The 15,784-nt window shown below is 66.0% G+C and carries 16 protein-coding genes; 8 read left to right on the plus strand and 8 right to left on the minus strand.

All coding sequences use genetic code 11. The features are described from left to right. The first annotated feature begins 41 nt into the window (after positions 1-41). Positions 42-1,286, plus strand: a complete 1,245-nt coding sequence (locus DFR67_RS09090; protein WP_110469188.1) for an MFS transporter — start codon at positions 42-44, stop codon at positions 1,284-1,286. A gap of 15 nt (positions 1,287-1,301) precedes the next feature. On the opposite strand, the gene DFR67_RS09095 is transcribed toward DFR67_RS09090, so the two are convergent. From DFR67_RS09095 to DFR67_RS09105, 3 genes are read right to left on the minus strand one after another with little or no spacing between them, the layout of a single operon-like run. After that, complete coding sequence (locus tag DFR67_RS09095) at positions 1,302-2,222, minus strand: ATP-grasp domain-containing protein (protein ID WP_245937830.1); 921 nt, start codon at positions 2,220-2,222, stop codon at positions 1,302-1,304. Positions 2,223-2,239: 17 nt separating this feature from the next. Then, positions 2,240-3,622: a DUF2252 domain-containing protein gene (locus DFR67_RS09100; protein WP_110469189.1), complete on the minus strand. Its 1,383-nt coding sequence runs from the start codon at positions 3,620-3,622 to the stop codon at positions 2,240-2,242. A 4-nt stretch (positions 3,623-3,626) separates the two neighbouring features. Beyond that, positions 3,627-4,832, minus strand: coding sequence for an EAL domain-containing protein (locus tag DFR67_RS09105; protein WP_110469190.1), 1,206 nt, complete (start codon positions 4,830-4,832; stop codon positions 3,627-3,629). Positions 4,833-4,990: 158 nt separating this feature from the next. Between DFR67_RS09105 and DFR67_RS09110 the strand changes: the two genes are divergently transcribed. From DFR67_RS09110 to DFR67_RS09130, 5 genes are all read left to right on the plus strand, one after another. After that, on the plus strand, positions 4,991-5,527 hold the full coding sequence (locus DFR67_RS09110; RefSeq protein WP_110469191.1) for a Dps family protein: 537 nt from the start codon (positions 4,991-4,993) through the stop codon (positions 5,525-5,527). A 158-nt stretch (positions 5,528-5,685) separates the two neighbouring features. Further along, the gene (locus DFR67_RS09115) at positions 5,686-6,117 is read left to right on the plus strand and encodes a VOC family protein (RefSeq protein WP_110469192.1); all 432 of its coding nucleotides are present in this window, start codon (positions 5,686-5,688) and stop codon (positions 6,115-6,117) included. A gap of 51 nt (positions 6,118-6,168) precedes the next feature. Then, positions 6,169-6,543: a nuclear transport factor 2 family protein gene (locus tag DFR67_RS09120; RefSeq protein WP_110469193.1), complete on the plus strand. Its 375-nt coding sequence runs from the start codon at positions 6,169-6,171 to the stop codon at positions 6,541-6,543. Further along, the gene (locus DFR67_RS09125; protein WP_110469194.1) at positions 6,544-7,518 is read left to right on the plus strand and encodes an alpha/beta fold hydrolase; all 975 of its coding nucleotides are present in this window, start codon (positions 6,544-6,546) and stop codon (positions 7,516-7,518) included. It abuts the gene before it with no gap. Positions 7,519-7,543: 25 nt separating this feature from the next. Continuing rightward, complete coding sequence (locus tag DFR67_RS09130) at positions 7,544-8,440, plus strand: LLM class flavin-dependent oxidoreductase (protein ID WP_245937831.1); 897 nt, start codon at positions 7,544-7,546, stop codon at positions 8,438-8,440. On the opposite strand, the gene ddaH is transcribed toward DFR67_RS09130, so the two are convergent. Further along, complete coding sequence (gene ddaH / locus DFR67_RS09135; protein WP_110469265.1) at positions 8,412-9,185, minus strand: dimethylargininase; 774 nt, start codon at positions 9,183-9,185, stop codon at positions 8,412-8,414. The genes DFR67_RS09130 and ddaH overlap by 29 nt on opposite strands. A 58-nt stretch (positions 9,186-9,243) precedes the next feature. Continuing rightward, positions 9,244-9,921, minus strand: coding sequence for an SDR family oxidoreductase (locus DFR67_RS09140; RefSeq protein ID WP_110469195.1), 678 nt, complete (start codon positions 9,919-9,921; stop codon positions 9,244-9,246). Between the two features lie 76 nt (positions 9,922-9,997). Between DFR67_RS09140 and ggh the strand changes: the two genes are divergently transcribed. Continuing rightward, positions 9,998-11,338 carry a glucosylglycerate hydrolase gene (ggh, locus tag DFR67_RS09145; RefSeq protein ID WP_110469196.1) on the plus strand — a complete coding sequence of 447 codons (1,341 nt, stop codon included), beginning with the start codon at positions 9,998-10,000 and terminating at the stop codon, positions 11,336-11,338. After that, positions 11,338-12,261, plus strand: coding sequence for an alpha/beta fold hydrolase (locus tag DFR67_RS09150; protein ID WP_110469197.1), 924 nt, complete (start codon positions 11,338-11,340; stop codon positions 12,259-12,261). Before ggh ends, DFR67_RS09150 begins: the two co-directional genes overlap by 1 nt. Here DFR67_RS09150 and DFR67_RS09155 read toward each other — a convergent pair. From DFR67_RS09155 to DFR67_RS09165, 3 genes are all read right to left on the minus strand, one after another. Continuing rightward, entirely contained in the window at positions 12,242-13,771 is a 1,530-nt protein-coding gene (locus tag DFR67_RS09155; RefSeq protein WP_110469198.1) for an acyl-CoA synthetase, read from the minus strand. The genes DFR67_RS09150 and DFR67_RS09155 overlap by 20 nt on opposite strands. Beyond that, a complete protein-coding gene (locus DFR67_RS09160; protein WP_110469199.1) occupies positions 13,771-14,892 on the minus strand; it encodes a DUF5938 domain-containing protein in 1,122 nt (373 codons plus the stop codon). The genes DFR67_RS09155 and DFR67_RS09160 overlap by 1 nt, the downstream gene beginning before the upstream one ends. A gap of 72 nt (positions 14,893-14,964) precedes the next feature. Then, positions 14,965-15,768: an SDR family NAD(P)-dependent oxidoreductase gene (locus DFR67_RS09165; RefSeq protein WP_110469200.1), complete on the minus strand. Its 804-nt coding sequence runs from the start codon at positions 15,766-15,768 to the stop codon at positions 14,965-14,967. Positions 15,769-15,784: the final 16 nt, after the last annotated feature.

Consider the following 15,784-nt stretch of genomic DNA (forward strand, 5'->3'; position numbering starts at 1 on the left):
CCACGTCCGCGACCCGTTGGTCGACCCCCTACGATTGGTGTGTGCGCGCCTGGGTCGTCTGGACAACGGGAGTGTTCGTCTACATCGTCGCCGTCCTCGATCGCACCACACTCGGGGTCTCCGGCCTCGACGCCGCAGATCGCTTCTCCGCATCCCCCAGCGTGCTGTCCTCTTTTGTGGTGCTGCAGGTCATCGTCTACGCGGCGATGCAGATCCCGGCGGGGCTGTTGCTCGATCGATTCGGTTCTCGGGCCATGATCGTTGCCGGTGCGCTGATCATGGCGTCCGGGCAGATGACCCTCGCGTTGACGGAGGAACTGCCACTCGCCATCGCGGCGCGGGCGCTCGTCGGGGTCGGCGACGCGTTCACGTTCATCTCGGTGCTGCGCCTCGTCCCTCGATGGTTCACCCCGAAGCGGGTGCCGCTGATCACCCAGCTGACCGGGATCACCGGTCAGCTCGGTCAGGTGTTGTCGGCCGTACCGTTCCTGGCGCTGCTGGACGCACGCGGCTGGACCACCGCATTCATCTCGGCTGCCGCGCTCGGCGTCCTGTCGGCGGTGCTCACCCTGGCGCTGGTGCGCAACGCTCCGCGCGGGACCGCTGTCATCGCGCAGAAGGTGTCGGTGCGGGGTTCGCTCGGCAACGTCAAGGCGGTCGCGAAACGTCCCGGCACCCGACTCGGTTTCTTCGCGCACATGGGCACCCAGTTCTCGATCACGGTGTTCGCACTGATGTGGGGCATCCCGTATCTGACGACCGCTCAGGGCCTTTCGCCCGGTCTGGCCGGTGGGCTGCTGACGATCTCGGTGGTGGCAATCGTGCTGTCGGGCGTGGTCATCGGGCTGCTCACCGGCCGATTCCCCGCGCGCCGCTCGCGGTTGGTCCTGTTCATCATGGGTAGCAACGCGCTGATGTGGACGATCATCCTGCTGTTGCCGGGCCCGGCGCCGCTATGGCTGTTGATCATGTTGGTCGTCGTCGTCTCGATCGGTGGCCCCGGTTCGGTGATCGGCTTCGACTTCGCGCGCACCTTCAATCCCAGCAGCATGCTCGGAACCGCTCAGGGCATGGTCAACATGGGCGGCTTCATCGCCTCGCTGCTCGTGATGCAGGCGATGGGCGTCATCATCGATGCGATGGGCGGCTACTCGTTCGAGAGCTTCCGGGTCGCCTGGACGGTGCAATATGCCGTCTGGATCGTCGCGACCATCGGGATCCTGGTGAATCGCAAGCGTGCTCGCCGAGAGATGGCAGAGGTCCGGCCGGCCACGGTCACGTCGTGAGTCACCTCGTGAGAGTCACCGGCGCGCGAGCGCAGCCGCGGTGGCGAGTGCGAACCGCGCCATCGCCGGTCCTCGCTCGGTCGCGGGGAGCTGTCGCCAGCCCAGCGAAGGCTCGACCGCCTCGAACTCCAGTAGCCGGGGACCGGACTCACCGGTGCCGAGGAGGTCGACCCTGGCATAGAGGAGACTGGCAGGCATCACACCGACCGCCGCTGCGGCTGCGGTCAGGACGCTGTCGCCGAGTTCCCAGAGATCGTCCGAAGGCTTTGCCGGAGTCAGGGATTCGATCAGGTAGAGGCCGGACTCATCCAGTTGGCCCTCCTCGCCGGGCTCGGGCAGCATGGGTCCCTTGGTGAACGCGTGCGAGCGTTGGCCCGCGATATAGACCAGTGCGGTCTCGCCGTCGTTCACGGCAGCGTCGAAGGGTTGCACCAGCACGCGGTGGCCGGCCGCCTGCAGTCCGGCGGCGTGGTCGGCCGCGTGCCGGGGGTCGGTGAATCGCGCCGCACCGCGTGAGCCTCCGGCGACGGCGGGCTTCACCACCACCTCGCCGTCCGGGATCGACACCGTTTCGTCCGGGGCGAACACCGCTGTCGGGACGATCGGGATACCGGCGGCCTCGAGGTCGAGCATGTACCCCTTGTCGGAGTTCCACCGCACCATCGCCGCGCTGTTGATCAGCAGGTCGACACCGTCGGCCCAGGCCAGGAACTCGCTGAGCCGCTCCGGATAGTCCCAGGTGGCCCGCAGTACGACACCGTCGGCCGTGTTGATCTCCGGGTCGTCCCAGGCGAGCCAGCGGGCCGACAGCCCGGCCGCGGTGAGGGCGTCGATCAGTCCGTCGTCATCGCCATCGCCGGAGGGCAGCTGTGCGCACCCTGCGAGCACCACGGTCGGTGGAGAAGAGATGGGGCTTTTGCCGGGTTCTGCGCTCACGTTCTCAGGCTAGCCAGTCAGCCGTCGGCCGCTTCGATCGCGCCTGCCGCGACGGCGGCCACGAGTTCGGAATGATCGCGTTCGGTTTGGTCCGCGTACCGCACCGCGAAGCTCCCGATGTCTCTGTCCAGTGCTTTGCCGTCCTCGAAATAACCTGCCAGCAGTCGCGGATCGAGCGAGCGGGCATGTGCCCGCGCCAGCAGAGCGCCGGCCAGCCGACCGTAGTCGTCGAGCAGACTCCGCTTCAGTGACGTCGGATCGATGTCGCCCTTGAGGTTTCGGAACTGCCGAACGATGTAGGGCAGACCGTCGATGGTGGTCCAGCCGAGCAGGATGTCGGTCTCCGATTGCACCATCCGGGCGCCGCGGACGATGCGTTTGCCCTCGTGCCGTGGGGTCTCGGCCTGGACGTACGGAGCCAGGGCCGACTGCTTTGCCTGCTTGATCTGCAACACGAGATCTTCCGAACGGTTGCCGTGCAGCAGCGCCACATAGCTGCGTAGCCCGACGCTGCCCGTGCCGACGATACGAAAAGCTACATCGGACACGGCGAACCGCGAGATCAGGTTGCGCCTCGACTCCCGCAAGGTGTCGACGTAGTCGTTGAGCCCTGCGGTGACTCGGTCGGCCGTGATTGCATCGACCCGGGTGAGAATGGGCGGATCGGTGACGAACCGATGCCGCCGGATACCGGTCGTGTGGTCCTCGAGGTGCTCGGTCCACCTGGCGACGACCTTCTCGCTGGTGTTGCGAAGGGCTTTCTTCGAGGCTTCGTCGAAGTCGTCGAGCAGCGCGTCTGCCTTGACCTTGTCGAGGATCGAGGCATCGGACAGCGCTGACCATGACCGGAGGAAGGGCGCCTCGGCCAGCGTGCGCATCGTCTTGCGATATGACTTCACGGCGTCCTGGGCTGCATCGCGGCACCCCTGTTCGGACACCCCGCCGACGCGGCCGGCCAACACGAGACTGGCCGACAACCGTTTCAGATCCCACTCCCAGGGGCCGGGAATCGTCTCGTCGAAGTCGTTGATGTCCATGACGATCTGGCCGTCGGGAGTGCCGTAGAGCCCGAAGTTCGCGGCGTGGGCGTCGCCGCAGAGTTGAGCCTGCAGCCCGCTGTCGGGTGTCCCGGCGAAGTCCGCGGCCATCAGACCGGCCGCGCCGCGAAAGAAGGCGAACGGAGACAACGTCATCCGCCCGATCCGCAGTGGTGTCAGATCGGCGAGCCTGCCGACGTTGCTGTCGGCGATGTAGTCGAGGACATCCGGGCGGTCGGGGCCGGCCGCGCGGTGGTCATGCGCGGACGCGGGCAGTTCGGAGCGGAGGGCACGACCGCGGGCCAGGACCTCGTCGGCGTCGACGTAGGTGCGCAGGTCGACCGGACCGGGGCGGGTGGCCATGGTGTCAGTCGCTGACCGGGGACGTGAACCGGGTGAGGATGGAGTGAGCGGCGCGGGTGGCGAGGTCCCGGTCGTAGGTCTGCACCACGTCGAAGGTCCGGTCGAGGTCGGGTACGTCATCGTCGCGGTCGCGCGCCGCGAGCAGAGCCGCCGAGTGCGGTCCGAGCACGACGACCGTCCATTCGTTGACCAGGTCGTCGTTGGGGTCGAGTGGTGCGTGCTGAACGTTGCCGTCGATGATGTGGGACAACCCGACGCCGTAGACGCCGGCGAAGCCCGCTTTGTCGGCCAGTACCCGCCAGCGCTTCGCCGTCAGCGGAGTGAATTGTTTGGCCTCCTGGAAGGTCCCGAGGACCAGTACCCCGGGCCCTGCGTTCGACGCCTGCACCTCGAGCGCCTTGCTCATCTCGATCAGGAGTCGTTTGTCGCCGCGGCGCGACCTGTGTTCGGCGGACGCTATGAGGTACGGCGTCGTTGCGGCTTCGCTGGGGTGTCTGCGCGACCGCTGCAGCGGCAGCGGTTCCGATGGTTCGTTGGCCAACCGAGTCAGCTCGGTGGTCGGTGGGAACAGGGCACCGATGCCGTAGTCCGCACCGATCGTCTGCGCCGCGAGCCGCCTGGCCTCGGTGTCGACGCCTTCGGCTATGACGAGTGCACCACTGCGCTCCACGTGTGCGGTCAGACCGTGCGCGAGTTGTGCCGTCGCGGCATCGTCTCGGGCGAGCAGTTCGGCCGTCATGATGATGACGTCGGGGTCGATCAGCCACAACAAGGTCATGGCGCGGTTCGTGATGCCCAGCAGATCTACACAGATCAGGTGACCGGCCTCTCGTGCCCGCTCGACCGCGGCGAGCATGTCGTCGGGCCGCCGGAGGAACTCGTCGGGATCCACGGAGGCGAGTTGCCGACAGGGCCCTGGCGCCGCCGAGTGATCGATCGAACCGATATCGACGGTCAGGAGCAGAGGGAACTCGGTCTCGGTGGTGTTGTCCCCGGCGAGCGCCAGCTTCCGGCGATCCACGACGACGGATTCTTGCATGAGGCGCGCGGTGCGGCGCAGCGATTCAGGGGTGGAGACAGCTGAGCCCGGATGGCCGGTGATCTGTAGTTCGGCAGCGACGAGCGCCCCGTCGGCAAGACGCCTTACGGGCGCGTACTGGTGCACGAGATCGAGTCCTCCGAAGACTCCCTCGCCGTCGGTTCGAGTCACCAAGTGATTGCTCGCGCTACCGCCATAGGGCTAGACAACCACAGGCGACCACCGTCTGCGAAGCCCGCCGTTATCATTCTGTTACCGGAAGGTCGCAATTCGGTCGCGGTGGGTCGACCCGAGGTTTGGGGTGCGGGTCGGCTGGGCACCCGGAAGTCATGACTTTCACAGCACCCGGCCTCTCGGATGACGCCACCAAGAAATTGATCTCCGTCATGCAGGAACGTCTCAGCGCGTTCAACGATCTGCATCTGACCCTGAAGCACATCCACTGGAACGTCGTGGGTACCAACTTCATCGGCGTCCACGAGATGATCGATCCCCAGGTCGAGTTGGCGCGTGGCTATGCCGACACCCTGGCCGAGCGCATTGCCACCCTCGGCGGATCGCCCCGCGGGACCGCTAAGGCGATCGAAGAAGATCGGTCGTGGAGTGACTACTCAGTGGGCCGGGACACCGTGCAGGCGCACCTGGGCGCACTCGACTTGGTGTACGTCGGCTTCATCACCTCCCACCGGGAAGCCATCGCTGTCGCAGGCGACATCGACCCGGTGACCGAGGACATCCTGATCGGTCAGACCGCCGAACTCGAGAAGTTCCAGTGGTTCGTTCGCGCACACCTCGAGAACCCGTCAGGCGAGTTGTCCAACGCCGGCGCCAACAGCGAAGCCGCTGCCGCAGACCAGGCCCGCTGACCCGAAACTCCGGCCACACGCCAACAAAGCCATCGTCGAGGCACCCACGGATGTGGGTGCCTCGACGGCTGTGCGAATGTTCCTATCCTGTTGTCGTACAGCGTTATTCATCCCGAATCAGCCTCGACCGATCCTGCGATGACCGGTAACGTCGTGTCATGCCACTCATCACAAGCTCTGGATTCGCACACGTCCGTCTGACGGTCACCGACATCGCCCGCTCCAAGGCCTTCTACGACGAGTTGTTCGGCTGGCCGATCGTCATCGATTCGTCGGAGTCGGTGGACGACAACGGGGTGCGTGAATCGCCCGACAAGTTCTACGGCGGCACCATCTACGCGACCCCGCAGGGCACTCTGTTCGGCCTACGTCCCGTCGGCTCCGACACCTTCGACTCCACCACGACCGGCCTCGATCACGTCAGCTTCGCCGTCGACTCGCGCGACGACCTGGAGGCTGCGGCGAAAGCGCTCGACGGCGCCGGTATCACTCGCGGTGAGATCACAGACCTCGACGGCGCCGGCTTCATCATGTCGTTCCAAGACCCCGACGACATCAACATCGAATTGACCGCGCCTCCCGCCAAGTGAGGGTAACGTCCTCGAACTAGAACACGTTCTAATCCCCGAGGAGATGCTGATATGCCGAGTGCCGAAGAAATCAAGAAGGTTGTCGAGTCCTACGTGGACCTGGTCGCAAACGGCACCCCGGAGCAGGTCGCAGACCTGTACGCCGCCGACGCGACCGTCGAGGACCCCATCGGTGCCGACATCCGCAACACCCGTGAATCGCTGATCGAGTTCTACGGCGTGATCGCCGCGATGGACAAGGTCACCTCCGAACTCCACTGGTCGAAGATCGCCGGCGACACCGCGGTCTTCGAGTTCACCCTGATCACCGAAGCCGGCGGCTCGGCATTCAAGATCACGCCGGTCGACATCATGGTCTTCGACGACGCGGGCAAGATCAAGACGATGCGGGCGGTCTGGAGTGCGGAAGATCTGCAGACCCTGTAGATGCAGTACCGCCGGCTGACGGTCGACGGTTTCGGGTGGGCATTCATCGACGAGGGCTCGGGGCCGGTGGTGCTGTTGTGCCACGGGTTCCCCGGTCTGGCGTACAGCTGGCGGCATCAGGTGCAGCCACTGGTCGCTGCGGGGTTCCGGGTCATCGCCCCGGACATGCCCGGGTACGGCGGCACCGATTCACCGGCGGCGGTAGCCGAGTACACGTACCTCTCTGCCACCGGTCGCCTTGATGCCCTCCTCGAGTCGCTGGACGTCGAACGCGCCGTCGTTGTCGGACATGACTTCGGTGCACCGACTACGTGGACGCTCGCTTTGGAGTACCCGCAACGGGTGGTGGGTTTGGCTTTGCTGGCTATGCCATACGCACCGGATCGCATTCCGATCCGGCCCTCCGAAGCGTTCGGGTACCTGGCGCAGAAGCACTTCTTCCATTTCGACTACTTCATGCAACCCGCCCTGGCGGACGTCGAACTCGACGGACGGCCCAGAGAGTTCCTGGCGCGCATCTTCCATGCACTCTCGGGCGACTACAGGTACCTCGATATCTGGGAGCACCCGAGTCAGCGGGACGGCCGCCGGCTCGGCTACCTCGACGTGCTACCCGAGGCGCCTGAGCTGCCCTGGTCGTGGCTGACATCGGGGGAGCTCGACGTGTACGACGCGGCGTTCCGGAGATCGGGTTTCACCGGGGGCCTCAATTGGTATCGGGCCGCCGACCTCAACTGGGCGCAGCAGAGCGTGGAACCGCGGCTACTCGATGTGCCCGCCTATTTTCTCTGCGGCGACCGGGACCCGGTGTCGACCATCGCCGGCCGCGACTCCATCGATCGGATGCGCCAGATGATGCCGGACCTGCGTGGTGTCGAGATCTTCTCCGGTGCCGGGCATTTCATCCAGATGGAACAAGCCGACGACGTCAGTGACGCGCTTGTGGCGTTCGCAACCTCACTCGACTGGAACTGATCTGCGTCAGTGCTAGCTTCGTGGGGTGGGAATCCCGGCGCTCGGCATCACGTTCCTACCGGCTTTCGCGCCGGAGCAGCTTCGTGAGGTGGCAACGGCGGCCGAGGGCGCCGGCCTCGACGAATTGTGGCTGTGGGAGGACTGTTTCCGGCACGGCGGCCTCGTCACAGCGTCGAGCGCGCTGGCCTGGACCGACGACATCAAGGTCGGGGTCGGGCTGCTCCCGGTGCCACTGCGCAACGTCGGGGTCACGGCCATGGAACTGGCCAGTCTGCACCGGCTGTTTCCCGGTCGGGTCATCGCCGGGATAGGGCACGGGGTGCAGCACTGGATGGGGCAGGTCGGCGTCAAGGCAGCGTCACCGATGACGCTGCTCGGCGAATACGACTCGGTGCTCAGAGATCTCCTCGCGGGTGAGGAGGTGACTTTCGACGGTGAATACCTTCACATCGACGCGGTCAAGCTCAACTGGCCGCCGGAGGGTCGCGTCCCACTGCTGGTGGGTGGCGAAGGGCCACGGTCGCTGGGGTTCGCTGCCCGCCGCGGGGATGGTGTCCTGCTGACCGCCGGCCTGGGTGAAGATGAGGTTGCCGCGGCGTGCGACCTGATCCGAGCGGAAGCCGCCGACGTCGGCAGGACGATGCCGCCCGTAGTCGTGCCGCTGATCACCGCCATCGGCCCAGACGCGGCCGAACGTGTCGCCGCGGAGGTGGTCCGGTGGGGCAAGTCCGACCGCGATGACGTCGGTGTCTCCGGTGATGCAGAGACGATCGCGGCCACCATCGCCCGGCTGGCCGAGATGGGCGTGACATCAGTGGCGATTCAACCGACCGAAGACGAACCCGACCTGCCGGGATTATGCCGGTTTCTCGGCGAGCGGGTCCGCCCGATACTCAGCGGATCCGCACGCTCAGGCAGGTGACGCACCCCTCGAGTTTCTCGAACTCCGAGATGTCGACCACCACAACGTCGTAGCCGCGGTCGATGAACAATGTGGCGCTGTCCGGCGCAGCGGAACTCATCAACACGGTGTTCTTGTCGAGAACCACGACGTGGGCGCCGGGCTCCTCCGGCACGGCAAGAAATTTCGGGAAGATCGACGGATCGTCGACTACCGGCGCATATCCGATCACCGTGCCGTCGGGCAGCGCGGTGATCGCGCTCTTGAGGTGCAGGGCCTTGGTGACCGGCACCGCGATCACCTTCCAGCCGCGGGGCGCGAGCAGGTCCGTCAGCTGGTCGACAGCAGCCTGATTGGTGCTGCCGGTCAAGCCGACGTAGACGCGCTTGCCGACCTTGAGGACGTCGCCGCCATCGATGGTGGCAGGGTCGGTGATCGTGGCGGCGTCGAGTCCGAGATCCCGCACGAACTTCTCGGTCGCGACGATCTCGGGGTTTCGGGCCGGTGCCTTCGGGTTGGTGATCACGGCGAGTCCGTCGAACATCACCACGGTGTCCTCGACGAACACCGAATCTGGAAGTGAGTCATCTTGCGGGACTTCACGAATCCGCCAACCGGCCTCCTCGAGCGCCGCCACATAGCCCTGCCACTGCCGGTTCGCCAGGTCCAGGTCTATCGGCTGGCGCTCGATGAAGGTGACGATGCCGTCGGCCAACGATGCGGCCGGTCGCCTGACGAGTGCGGTGCCTCTGGCTCGAGTGCTCATGGTCGACATCTTTCAGCATGTGCGAGCCATGCTCAACGATCTACAGATTCGGTTTGGTCTACCTCCGGCCCGTCGGCCTGAGCACGATCTCTTCCGGGTGCGCATCGATGGGCGTGTGGATGGCGTTGACCACGGCCGCGGCCACTGTCTCGGGGACCAGGAACCGCGTCCCGTCGTAGTCGCCGCCTTCCATGGCCACGATCTCCTGCTGCATGTCGGTGTCGATGCGGCCCGGGAACACGGTGGTGACGCGCAGATCCGGCTCCTCACCCCGGACCGCGTCAGCGAGGGCGCGCAATCCGAACTTGCTCGCGGCGTAGGCGCCCCAGCCAGGGTTCACCCGCCGGCCTGCGCCCGAGTTGATGAAGACGATATGGCCGCGTGCCTGCCGCAGGGCTGGGAGCAGCAGCCGGGTCAGCTCGGCGGCAGCGATCAGGTTGACCTCCAGAACGCGGCGCCACTCGTCGGCGGGTGTCTCCTCGATGGTGCCCAGCGACCCGATCCCGGCGTTGTGCACCAGCACGTCCAGTGAGGTGATCATCTCCGTGGCGGAGTACAGGTCATCGTGGTCGGTGAGTTCGACCTCCCACGTGGCCGCGCCGTCGAGTTCCAGCGCGATCTCGTCGAGTTCGGACGACGGACGTCCTCCGAGCAGCAGGTCGTGGGTGGGGGCGAGGCCGCGGGCGATGGCCGCTCCGAGCCCGCGGCTGGCGCCGGTGATCAAGGCAGTTGGCATGCTCGCCAGCCTAACCAGGGCGCCGGGGACCGCGACCGGGCGAGCACGATCTGGTCAGGAGGGCCAGAATGTCGATGTGAGATCCGTCGGCTTCACCAACACCCAGCTGTCGGCTCGCGCTGCCTACCTGCTGCGCGGCAACGACCTGGGCACCATGACCAGCGCAGCACCCCGCCTCTACCCGCACATGTGGAGCTGGGATGCGGCCTTTGTCACGGTCGGGCTCGCACCGCTGAGTGTGGAGCGCGCGGTGGTCGAGATGGACACGTTGCTCTCGGCGCAGTGGGGCAACGGGATGATTCCGCACATCGTCTTCGCGAACGGGCGCGATGGCTACTTTCCCGGCCCCGCCCGGTGGGAGTGCTCCGAGCTGGCCTTCAACGCGCCCCGGTCCCCGCAGACCTCCGGCATCACGCAGCCGCCTGTGCACGCGATCGCCGTGCAGCGCATTCTCGACCATTCGCGGCGTCAGGGCCGCACGACGCGGTCGGTCGCGGAGGAGTTCCTCGACCGGCGCTGGGGTGATCTGGTGCGCTGGCACCGCTGGCTCGCACATGCCCGGGACCCGCAGGGACGCGGTCGAATCACGCTGTATCACGGCTGGGAATCCGGGATGGACAACTCGCCGCGCTGGGACGCCGCCTACGGGAATGTCGTCCCCGGCGCTGACCTGCCGCCGTACACCCGAGCGGATCTGTCCCATGGCGCCGACGCCTCGATGCGGCCCAGCGACGTCGAATACGACCGCTATCTCTGGCTCGTCGAGCAGATGAAACGCGCGAACTACGACGACGCGAAGCTGCCCGAGGTGATGAGTTTCGCCATCGAGGACGTGTTCGTCAGCGCAATCTTCGCGGTGGCCTGCGAGGTGCTCGCCACGATCGGTGAGGAGTACTCCAAACCCCGCTCCGACATCCGCGACCTCAGAGCCTGGTCCGACCGGTTCCGATCGGGGGTCGCGGCGGCATCGGCCGAGAGGAATGGTGCGGCAAGGGACTTCGACATCAAGGCCGGCCGGTGGATCAACACCGAGACCATTGCGATGTTCGCGCCGTTGCTGTGTGGCGGACTGCCACGCGAGCGGGAGCGGGCTCTGGTCAAGCTGTTCGAGGGCCCGCGATTCTGTGGGCATCCCGATCTGAAGTACGCGGTACCACCGTCGACATCACCGATCTCCGGTGATTTCAAACCCCGCGAGTACTGGCGCGGTCCGGTGTGGCCGGTGATGACGTGGCTGTTCTCCTGGGCGTTCGCCCGGCGGGGCTGGACCGAACGATCAGCACGCCTGCGTGAGGAGGGGCTGCGTCAGGCGCAGGACGGATCATTTGCCGAGTACTACGAACCCTTCACCGGTGCGCCGCTGGGCAGCATGCAGCAATCCTGGACAGCAGCCGCCGTTTTGGATTGGCTGGACTGATGACACAGACCCTCGACGCACCGGCCGGTGCCGACCAGATCGAACTGGTGTTGCCGACCGCGACCCTGCAGGCCTTCGCCTGGGGGCCAGACGATGGCCCGCTGGCGTTGTGCCTGCACGGGTTTCCCGACACCGCATACAGCTGGCGCCATCTGGGACCTCGGCTGGCGGCGCAGGGGTACCGGGTGGTGGCTCCGTTCACTCGTGGGTACGCGCCGTCGACACTCGCTGCGGACGGTGACTACAACGTCGGTGCGCTGATGTACGACGCCGTCCAGATCCACCGGCTGCTAGGGGCCGATGATCGCGCGGTGGTGATCGGGCATGACTGGGGTTGCCTCACCTCGAACGGTCTGGCGGCCTATCGGGAATCACCTTTTCGAAAGGTGGTGTCGATGTCTGTTCCGCCGGTCGGCGCGTTCACGTCGGTCGGGGACGGCGCCGCACAGCTGGTGAAACTGCTCGGCAGGCAGGCCTTCATGAGCTGGTACATGCTGTACGTCCAACTGCCATGGCTCTCCGAGAAGTCTCTCGACAGATTGATCCCGCTGTTGTGGAAGCGATGGTCGCCGGGTTACGACGCCGCGGACGATCTGGGTCACGTGTTCGACGCTCTTCCCACCGGTGAGCACCGGAGCGCGGTCCTGCGGTACTACCGGGCGACGCTGCGGCCGGGCAAGCCCGCACAACCGTATCGGGCTCTGCAGGCTGCCGGCTTCGATGAGGTGCGCACGCCGCTGCTGTACTTGCACGGCATCAGCGATGGTTGCATGCAGGCAGGCTTCGCCGACCGGGTGGGCGCCACACTCCCGCCGGGCAGCGACGTTCGCCTGGTGCCGGGTGCCGGGCACTTCTTGCAGCTCGAGCAACCGGACGTCGTCGCCGGCCTGGTGATCGACTACCTCAGCCGAGACCCGCTCTGATCTCAGTCTTGAGGACCTTGCCGACCTTCGAACGGGGCAGGTCGTCCCAGATCAGGACTTCCTTGGGCGCCTTGACCCCACCGAGCCGCTCGCGGGCGTAGCGGCGGACCTCGTCCGGGTCGGCGCTTGCACCGTGCTGGAGCTGGACGATGGCGGTGATCCGTTCGCCCCACTTCTCGTCCGGCATGCCGATGACAGCGCAATCCTGCACTGCCGGATGGGACATCACCACCTGCTCGACCTCCGTCGAATACACGTTGAACCCGCCGGTGATGATCATGTCCTTGGCCCGGTCGACGACGTAGAGGTAACCGTCATCGTCCAGCCGGCCGATGTCGCCGGTGTGATGCCAGCCGAACTCCGACGCCTCGGCGGTGGCGTCAGGGTCTTTGTAATAGCCGGCCATCACCAGCGAACTGCGCACCACGATCTCGCCCCGTTCGCCGGTGGCGAGGATCGAGCCGTCGTCGGCCATGATCGCGACCTGCACCAGTGGTGCAGGTTTGCCGGCTGACGCGAGGCGCTCGGTCGCCACGTTGCCGCCTGCGTCGAAGTGATCGGCCGGTGCCATCGTGGAGATCATCATCGGTGCTTCGCTCTGCCCGAACAGCTGCGCCATCACCGGGCCGATTCGGCCGAGCGCCTCGGCGAGCCTGGTCGTCGAGATGGGAGCGGCTCCGTACCAGAAGCACTGGAGCGACGACAGATCTGTCGACGACAACCGCTCGTGTCCGAGCACCATGTAGATCAGTGTCGGCGGCAAGAACGTATGAGTTATCCGGTGCCGCTCGACGTGGGAGAGAAAATCCCCGGTGTCGGGCGTGCGCATGATGACGACTTCACCGCCGAGAGCGAGGATCGGGAAACACAACACACCCGCCGCGTGGGTCAGCGGCGCGAGCGCGAGATACCGCGGCCTGCCGACAAAGGGGTAGCTCATCAACACGATCGCGGTCATCGTCTCGAGGTTTCGATTGGTGAGCTGCACCCCTTTCGGGCGCCCCGTGGTGCCCCCGGTTCCGACGATCATCGCGACGTCGCCCGGGGACTCGACCTCGGCCACCGGGGTGTCACCGAGTCCGGCCGTCCATTCGCTCATCGTCAGCCCACCCGGTGCTTGCCCATCGAGACACACCAGTAGCACCAGACCCGGTAAGCCCGGGGCGATCTGATCGACCAGCGACGCGAACTCGGCCTGGTAGATCAGTGCCACACAGTCGAAGCGACCGAGGACTTCCTGGTTTTCGGAGGCCTCGCTGCGAGGATTGATCGGGCACCACACCGCGCCGGCCCGGGAGATGCCGAAGACGCACGAGAACGCGATCGGGTCGTTTGCAGACAGGATCGCCACCTTGTCACCCGGCCGGACACCTGACCTTGCGAGAGCCCGGGCCACGCGGTGCGACGTCTGCTGCACCTCCGCATAGCTCAGGCTCTCGCCGCCAGTGGTCAAACACGGCGCCGCGGGACTGATCGATGCCCCCTTGTCGAGGTAGTCGACCAGTTTCATCAGCGGTTCTCGGTGACAACAGGTTCGAGGACGAGTCCGAAGGAACGGAGTACTCCCAGCAGGTTCCGGTGTCCGAAGGCCTGGCACGCCGAGGCAAGGCCCGTCTTCAGCGGTGGCTGCTGCAACAGCGAATAGGCGGCGAAAGCCTGCAGGAGCCCGGTCTGCTTGTAGTTGCAGTTGCCGTGGATCACCACATGTTTACGCCCCAGCGGGCCCGAGGCGTACACCGAATCGAGCGAGATGTTCAGGCGCGGATTCTCGCGCGGTGGCATCCCGGCCTGCACGGACGCCGCGATCTCGGCGAGCGCCGGCCCCTGCTCCTCTGGCGACATCTTCTTGATCTGCTCCTCGAACATGGTCATCGTCTGCACCACGCCCTCCATGACGGGGCGATTGAAGACGCCGCCCTGCACCTTCACGTTGGCCACTCGCGGGTCGTTCTTGAACCACACCGGATGTGACGTACCACCCCAGGAGACGGCGAGCGCGGTTTCATGCTGCCCGGGAACCACTACCTCGAAAGTCTGTGTGCCGCTCCACTTCTGGTACTCATTCTGCTCGAGGTAGAAGTGGTCGGCGTTGAGGATCGTGAAGATCGTCTGGGTCGAGGCGTAGGTCGGGAAGCCCTTCCACAGCACCAGGATGTCGAGCGTGTCCAGGCCCGGTGTCTCCAAGGCGATGTTCGCAGCGATCTCACCGGTGGTGTACATCTGTGCGACCCCGGGGGACAGGAGCAAACCCTTGTCGGCGAAGGCCTGACCCCACCGCTCCTGCGCGTCGAGCACCCAGTTCTGCTCGCCGGTGGTGTCGAGGTAGTGCGCGCCGGCTGCGAGGCAGGCCTCCACGACCTCGGGACCGTACTCGATGAACGGGCCGACCATGTTGCTGACAACTTGTGCACCGGTGAACAATTCGGTCAGGGCCTCGACGGTGTGCTCTACTTCGACCACCTCGTGCTCGACGGTCTCGATGCCGGGCACCTTGTCGATCACCTCCTGCACCCGGGCCTTGTCGCGTCCGGCTGCGATGAACGGGATGTTGTACTCACGCAGGTATTCACAGACGAGACGTCCGGTGTATCCGGATACGCCATAGACGACGACTGGCTTCTTGTCACTCATGCGGTGTGGTGCCTTTCAGGGTCTTCAGGGTCTTCAGGGTCTTCACGGGAAGGTGGGGAACAGAGCGGTGGGCTACATGCCCATGCCGCCGTCGACGGGGAGTGCGGCGCCGGTGATGAAGCGGGCGGCGTCGGAGGCCAGGAAGACCACCGCGTCCGCCATGTCGGCGACCTCTCCGAGGCGGCCGAGCGGGGTGAGATCGATGACGGCGCCGACTGCGGCCTCGGCGTTGTCGAACAGGCCCGCGTCCGCGACGTCGACCGCGAGCTGTGACCCCATGGCAGTCGGTACCAGGCCCGGGAAGACGGTGTTCACGCGTACGCCGTAGCCGAGCTTGCCCGACTCCATGGCGGCGACCCGGGTGAGCCGATCGATGGCCGACTTGGAGGCCGAGTAGACCGAGATCGCCGGGAATGCGATGGTCGCCGCGACCGATCCGATGTTGACCACCGCGCCGCCGGCGCCGGCGGCCCCGCCGGGAGCCATGGCGCGAAATGCGTGTTTGAGTCCGAGTGCGGTGCCGAGGACGTTGACGTCGAGCATCTTGCGGATGTCTTCCGGCTGCACGTCGACGATGAGCGAGGTGATCTCGACGCCTGCGTTGTTGACCAGAATGTCGAGGCCACCCAGTTCGGCGATGGTGTCGGCGATGGCCGTCTCCCAGCTCGCGTCGTCGGTGACGTCGAGCCCGATGTAGGTCGCCTTGATACCTGCGGCCTGGAGATCCGCGACGGTCTGTACTCCGACGTCTGCCTGTACGTCGGCGATCGCCACGGCGGCGCCCGCGCGGCCGAGGGCCTCGGCCATGCCCCGGCCCAATCCCTGGGCACCTCCGGTAACCAGTGCCCTACGTCCGGATAAGTCGTGCACGCTCATCGATCCTCCATCGCCT

Origin of the sequence: Williamsia limnetica (genome assembly GCF_003217475.1) — a bacterium.
GTDB classification, from domain to species: domain Bacteria; phylum Actinomycetota; class Actinomycetes; order Mycobacteriales; family Mycobacteriaceae; genus Williamsia; species Williamsia limnetica.

Excerpts from the sequence above, each read along its gene's own strand:
- DFR67_RS09100 (WP_110469189.1), bottom strand. The coding sequence starts at position 3,622 with ATGGCCACCCGCCCCGGTCCGGTCGACCTGCGCACCTACGTCGACGCC.
- DFR67_RS09110 (WP_110469191.1), top strand. The coding sequence starts at position 4,991 with ATGACTTTCACAGCACCCGGCCTCTCGGATGACGCCACCAAGAAATTG.
- DFR67_RS09115 (WP_110469192.1), top strand. The coding sequence starts at position 5,686 with ATGCCACTCATCACAAGCTCTGGATTCGCACACGTCCGTCTGACGGTC.
- DFR67_RS09120 (WP_110469193.1), top strand. The coding sequence starts at position 6,169 with ATGCCGAGTGCCGAAGAAATCAAGAAGGTTGTCGAGTCCTACGTGGAC.
- DFR67_RS09125 (WP_110469194.1), top strand. The coding sequence starts at position 6,544 with ATGCAGTACCGCCGGCTGACGGTCGACGGTTTCGGGTGGGCATTCATC.
- ddaH (WP_110469265.1), bottom strand. The coding sequence starts at position 9,185 with ATGAGCACTCGAGCCAGAGGCACCGCACTCGTCAGGCGACCGGCCGCA.
- DFR67_RS09140 (WP_110469195.1), bottom strand. The coding sequence starts at position 9,921 with ATGCCAACTGCCTTGATCACCGGCGCCAGCCGCGGGCTCGGAGCGGCC.
- DFR67_RS09150 (WP_110469197.1), top strand. The coding sequence starts at position 11,338 with ATGACACAGACCCTCGACGCACCGGCCGGTGCCGACCAGATCGAACTG.
- DFR67_RS09155 (WP_110469198.1), bottom strand. The coding sequence starts at position 13,771 with ATGAAACTGGTCGACTACCTCGACAAGGGGGCATCGATCAGTCCCGCG.
- DFR67_RS09160 (WP_110469199.1), bottom strand. The coding sequence starts at position 14,892 with ATGAGTGACAAGAAGCCAGTCGTCGTCTATGGCGTATCCGGATACACC.
- DFR67_RS09165 (WP_110469200.1), bottom strand. The coding sequence starts at position 15,768 with ATGAGCGTGCACGACTTATCCGGACGTAGGGCACTGGTTACCGGAGGT.